We start from the raw sequence: 5,172 nt of genomic DNA, 5'->3' as shown, positions 1-5,172 counted from the left end.
TCGCTTCGGTGACAGTGGCTTACTTCGACTCCGGGAAGCCTCGCGCGGCCGGTCCCTGGATGAGGAACTCCACGCGACGGCTCGAGCCGTCGGCGAATTCAAAGGTTACCGCTGTGGTCCCGCCGGGTTGCAACGGCTCGTGGGGTGCCATGAGCATGATGTGATAACCACCGGGCGCAAAGCGCAGCGTCCCGCCGGCGGGCACCTCGAGCGAGTCGACGTGACGCATCCTGCCCTGGCCGTCGGTCTCGATGCTCTGGTGCAGCATCGCCTGCGCGAAGCTTGGCGCCGATACGCCGGTCAGCGTGACGCTGCGATCGCTGCGGTTGGTCAGGACGAAATAGCCGCCGGCGGGCAGATCGGCCGGCAGCAGCCGGATCCAGGCCTGCTCGATGCTCACGCCGTCGTTTGCGAAGGCCGGCCCGGAGAGGGCGAGCAATGCGCCCACCCAAAACTGCTTCAACATCCTATGCTCCTGCCCGCCTCGTTACTCGGGATTTTGCGGCAAGCCGCCAAGAGGCTGTTGCGTCTGTAACAGTGCGTGAGCGTGCCACCGAATGCCAGACCGCACGCTGCCAACGACCCAGGACGCTATGCTAACGTAGACGATCGTGTTCGGTCGAGCGGATCGCTCGAGCCTTCCAGCGATTCCGGGCATCGGCCGGGGCGGTACGATCCGCGGCCGGTAACAGCGTGCAGGGTCTATCCTAACACTTGTTCCTGTCGACATCGTTCCACATTCGTCCTGTGATCACTGACTCAAAAACACATTAGCGAGGCGAGCCATGCGAGAAATCGTCGCCGATATATACATGTGGTCGCGGTTGGCTCAGCCGCAAAACTACAATTTCAACGGTCATTGGGTGGCGCATGCCGGAGGTAACCTCGTTATCGATCCGGTAGAGCCCGACGAGGAAGACCTGGAGCGTCTCGTCGCGGCGGGAGTCGCGCAGATTGTGCTCACCAACCGCAACCACTCGCGCGCCGCGAATCGAGTGCGCGAGCGCACCGGCGCGCAGGTGCTGATCCACCCGGCCGATGCCGGCCACGCCCGGGAGCAGGGAACACAGATCGATGGGGAGTTGGCGGTGGATCAAACCATCGGACCGTTCCGGGTGCTCGATGCCTCTGGTAAATCGCCGGGAGAGGTGGCTTTGTTTTGGCCGGAGCGGCGCCTTCTGCTGGTCGGCGATGCGATTATCGCCGATCCGCCGGGCAAGTGTCGGCTGCTGCCGGAGGCGAAGCTTGACGACCCGTCGGCGCTGCGGGCGAGCGTCAAGCGCCTTTGCGAGACGATCGATTTTGATCTGCTTTTGGTTGGTGACGGCGAGCCGATTCTAAGCGATGCGAAGGCGCCCGTGCGCGAGCTCGTGGCAAGCTTTTGAGCCCGGCCTCGCACTTACGCGAGTGTGCGCCGGCGCCGACGGCTTTTATTAGACCGGTCGGTCAAGGGCTGCCTTTTTCGGTCAGGCTTTTCAGTTCGTAGAGCAGCTGCAAGGCTTGCCGGGGGGTAAGGTCGTCGGGATCGATCGCGCGCAGCCGCTCGAGCGCCGGTGGGGGCGGTTTTGTATCGAACAGGGGGAGCTGCGCGAGGCTATCGCAGCGTTTGCGGGTACCGGCCGTTTCCTCCAGCTGCCCGAGCTTGCGCCGCGCCGCGGCGATGACCGGCTGCGGGATGCCGGCCAGCGTGGCCACTTGCAGTCCGTAGCTCTGATTGGCGGGGCCGTCTTTCAGCGCATGCAGAAATACGATGCCCGATTCGTGCTCCGCGGCGTCGAGATGGACATTGTGCATGCCCGCATAACGTTCGGGCAGCGCGGTTAGCTCGAAGTAATGCGTCGCAAATAAGGTAAAAGCGCCGATTTTACCGGCCAGCTCGGCCGCTGTGGCCCAGGCCAGGGCCAGACCGTCGAACGTGCTGGTCCCGCGGCCGACCTCGTCCAACAACACCAAGCTCTCGCGTGTCGCGTTGTGGAGGATGGTTGCCGTCTCGGTCATCTCCACCATGAAGGTGGAGCGCCCGCCGGCCAGATCATCGGAGGCTCCGATGCGCGTGAAAATCCGGTCGATGGGTCCAATCACCGCCCGTTGTGCCGGTACGAAGCTGCCGATGTGCGCAAGCAGCACGATCAGAGCCGTCTGCCGCATGAAAGTGGATTTGCCGCCCATGTTGGGGCCGGTGACGATCAGCATTCGCTTGCTGTCATCCAAGGCGAGATCATTGGCAACGAACGGCTCCTCCAGCACTTGCTCGACTACCGGATGGCGTCCGGATTCGATGCGTATCCCGGCCTGCGTCGTCAGCTCCGGTCGGACATAGTTCAGGGCCTCGGCGCGCTCGGCGAGGCAGGTCAGGGTATCCAGCTCGGCGAGTGCCTGGGCGCAGCGGATCTGCGTATCGAGCCCTGTGGCGAGCTGCTCGAGCAGCGCCTCGTAGAGCGTTTTTTCGCGGGACAAGGCTCGCTCGCGGGCCGACAGGATCTTGTCCTCGAAGGATTTGAGCTCTGGAATGATGTAGCGCTCGGCGCCTTTCAACGTCTGGCGTCGCACGTAGTGCGCCGGTGCGAGATCGCTTTGGGCGCGGCTGATCTCGATGTAGTAGCCATGGACACGGTTGTAACTCACCTTGAGATTGGCAATTCCGGTCGCCTCGCGCTCGCGCCGCTCCAGGCCTAGCAGGAATTCATCGGCGTTGCGCCAGAGCCCGCGCAGCTCGTCGAGCTGAGGATCGTGGCCCTCCGCGATGACGCCGCCATCGCGGACGAGCACCGCGGGATTTTCCGCTAACGCCTCTGCGAGCAAGGCCGAGGTCTGGGAATGATCGCCGAGGGCGCGGGTCAGCTCGGCGAGTCGCGGCGCCTCGCAAGGCTCCAATGTCGCGCGAATGGCCGGCACGCGTTGCAAGGCCGCGCGCAGTCCTGTCAGATCGCGAGGACGCGCGGTTTGCATCGCGATCCGCGCCGTAATCCGCTCCACATCGGCCATGCCGTGCAGCTGTTCGCGCAGTCGCGTCACCAAACCCTCCTTGAGCAGGACGGTCAAGGCCTGCTGGCGCCGGCGTAACCGCTCATGATCGCGCAGGGGCCGATTGATCCAGCGCCGCAGCAGGCGGCTTCCCATGCCGGTGACGGCGCGGTCGAGCACCCAGGCCAGGGTGCGTTCGGTGCTGCCGCAGAGGGTGTATTCCAGCTCCAGGTTGCGCCGACTCGCCGCATCGAGGATCAAGCTGTCCTCGCGTGCCTCAACGCGCAGGCCGCGGATATGCGGGAGCGCGCCACGCTGAGTGTCGCTGACGTACTGGAGCAGGCAGCCAGCGGCGCCGATCGCCAGCGGCAAACCCGCCACGCCGAAGCCGTGCAGGTCCTGAGTGCCGAACTGATGGCTGAGCAGGCGGCGCGCCGAGTCGGAATCGAAGTGCCAGGACGGGCGATAGGTCAAACGCGCGCTCTTGAGCGGGACCGGCGCCGCGGCATCCTCATCGAGCAGCAGCTCCGCCGGGCGCAGCCGTTCGAGCTCCGCCTGCAGGTCATCACTGCCGGTTACCTCGCTCACGGTGAAGCGGCCGCTGGCGAGTTCCAAGGCGGCCAATCCGAAGCTCCCGGAGGCGCACTTCACGGCTGCCAAAAGCGCGCTCTGACGCTCATCGAGTAATGCCTCATCGGTGAGCGTGCCGGGCGTGACGATGCGGATGACGCGGCGTTCCACAGGGCCTTTCGCGGTGGCCGGGTCGCCGATCTGCTCACAGATCGCCACCGACTCGCCGAGCCGCACGAGCTTGCTCAAATAGCCCTCATAAGCGTGCACGGGTACCCCGGCCATAGGGATCGGCGCACCGGCGGATTCGCCGCGGCTTGTAAGCGCGATGTCGAGCAGCTTTGCGGCCCGCCGGGCATCGTCGTAGAACAACTCGTAGAAATCCCCCATCCGGTAGAATAACAGAGTGTCCGAATGCTCGGCTTTGATGCGCAAATACTGCTGCATCATCGGGGTGTGCCGTTTCTCCTCGGCGCTTGCCTCGTTCATGCTTCCCTAGCCGCTCGCCGTGATCGACTCTTTGTACTTGGTACGCATCGAAGTGCACATAAGGCATGGCAGTATAGCGAGAGCTTCGGGTGCTGTGCATTGCAGGCTGCAGGGCGGCTCGATTGGGTCGCTACGGGATGGGGCTCGACCAGGAGGCAAGTGGTGGGCGTTGAAGATGCCGATCTGCTCGAGCCGGCGCGCCGAGTCGGGTCGTTGCTAAAGGGCTTGGGGCTGCGTCTGGCGAGCGCCGAGTCGTGCACCGGGGGCTGGGTCGCGAAGGTGATCACTGACATCCCGGGCAGCTCGCAGTGGTTCGAGCGCGGCTTTGTCGTCTACTCCAATGCCGCCAAAATGGAGCTTTTGGGCGTTTCTGCCCAAACGCTGGAGACATACGGCGCGGTGAGTATGGAGGTCGCCGTGGAGATGGCGCGCGGCGCCGTCGCCCGCACTCCGGCCGAGGTCGGTCTTGCGGTGACGGGGGTCGCCGGCCCGGACGGTGGGACTCCTGCTAAACCGGTGGGTCTGGTGTGGCTCGGCTGGTGCCGTGCCGGTACCGAGCCGGTGACTTTTGAGGGCCGCTTTCATGGCGGTCGCGAGGCCATTCGCCGCCAAGCGGTGATGGCGGCCTTGCGCGGGCTCTGTGATTTCCTGCGCTAGTGTAGCGTTTCGTTCTGTTTGGAACTTAAGCGGCTATTGGCGCGAATGACCTTCTGCAGGATGTCGCGTGCGCTCTTGGTCCAGATGAACGGCTTGGGGTGGTTGTTGTGATGGGCAACATAGTCATCGAGTGCCGCCACCAGTTCAGGCACGCTGGTGAAGACGCCGCGGCGCAACCGCTCGGCCGTGAGATCGCGGAAGAAGCGCTCGACCATGTTGAGCCAAGACGCCGAAGGAGAAGATCCTGCATCTGATCGCCGACAACTCCGCCACGCACAAGCATCCGACGGTTCAGGCATGGCTGGCGAAGCACCCGCGATTCCACATGCATTTCACGCCGAACTCGGCGTCTTGGCTCAACATGGTCGAGCGATTATTCCGCGATCTCACGGCCTAGCGGATGCGCAGCTGCGTCTTCACCAGCGAGACTGAACTGGTGGAGGCTATCGATGAATATGTTGCCCTGCACAACAAGCACCCCAAGCCGTTCAT

At 64.2% G+C, this 5,172-nt stretch carries 4 protein-coding genes and 2 pseudogenes; 3 read left to right on the top strand and 3 right to left on the bottom strand.

The window, feature by feature from the left end; translation table 11 throughout:
* Nucleotides 1-19 precede the first annotated feature (19 nt).
* A complete protein-coding gene (locus AC52Q4_RS06065; protein WP_495535907.1) occupies nt 20-466 on the bottom strand; it encodes a copper chaperone PCu(A)C in 447 nt (148 codons plus the stop codon).
* A 319-nt stretch (nt 467-785) separates the two neighbouring features.
* Between AC52Q4_RS06065 and AC52Q4_RS06060 the strand changes: the two genes are divergently transcribed.
* Complete coding sequence (locus AC52Q4_RS06060; RefSeq protein ID WP_495535906.1) at nt 786-1,385, top strand: MBL fold metallo-hydrolase; 600 nt, start codon at nt 786-788, stop codon at nt 1,383-1,385.
* Nucleotides 1,386-1,446: 61 nt separating this feature from the next.
* On the opposite strand, the gene mutS is transcribed toward AC52Q4_RS06060, so the two are convergent.
* A complete protein-coding gene (gene mutS, locus AC52Q4_RS06055; protein ID WP_495535905.1) occupies nt 1,447-4,023 on the bottom strand; it encodes a DNA mismatch repair protein MutS in 2,577 nt (858 codons plus the stop codon).
* A gap of 162 nt (nt 4,024-4,185) precedes the next feature.
* Between mutS and AC52Q4_RS06050 the strand changes: the two genes are divergently transcribed.
* Nucleotides 4,186-4,680 (top strand): CinA family protein, encoded by a 495-nt coding sequence (locus tag AC52Q4_RS06050; protein WP_495535904.1) that lies wholly within the window; start codon nt 4,186-4,188, stop codon nt 4,678-4,680.
* Here AC52Q4_RS06050 and AC52Q4_RS06045 read toward each other — a convergent pair.
* A pseudogene (locus tag AC52Q4_RS06045) lies at nt 4,677-4,913 on the bottom strand (IS630 family transposase); the annotation flags it as partial. The gene AC52Q4_RS06050 and the pseudogene AC52Q4_RS06045 sit on opposite strands and share 4 nt — an antisense overlap.
* Here AC52Q4_RS06045 and AC52Q4_RS06040 point away from each other — a divergent pair.
* Nucleotides 4,907-5,172, top strand: a pseudogene (locus AC52Q4_RS06040) (transposase); the annotation flags it as partial. The pseudogenes AC52Q4_RS06045 and AC52Q4_RS06040 overlap by 7 nt on opposite strands.

This window comes from Nitrococcus sp. (genome assembly GCF_059432795.1).
The sequence above is the reverse complement of the archived record's forward strand: the minus strand, read 5'-3'. Positions and strand labels throughout refer to the sequence as shown.

What these genes read in the sequence shown, in the direction of transcription:
- AC52Q4_RS06060 (WP_495535906.1), top strand. Translation starts at nt 786, where the DNA reads ATGCGAGAAATCGTCGCCGATATATACATGTGGTCGCGGTTGGCTCAG.
- mutS (WP_495535905.1), bottom strand. Translation starts at nt 4,023, where the DNA reads ATGAACGAGGCAAGCGCCGAGGAGAAACGGCACACCCCGATGATGCAG.
- AC52Q4_RS06065 (WP_495535907.1), bottom strand. Translation starts at nt 466, where the DNA reads ATGTTGAAGCAGTTTTGGGTGGGCGCATTGCTCGCCCTCTCCGGGCCG.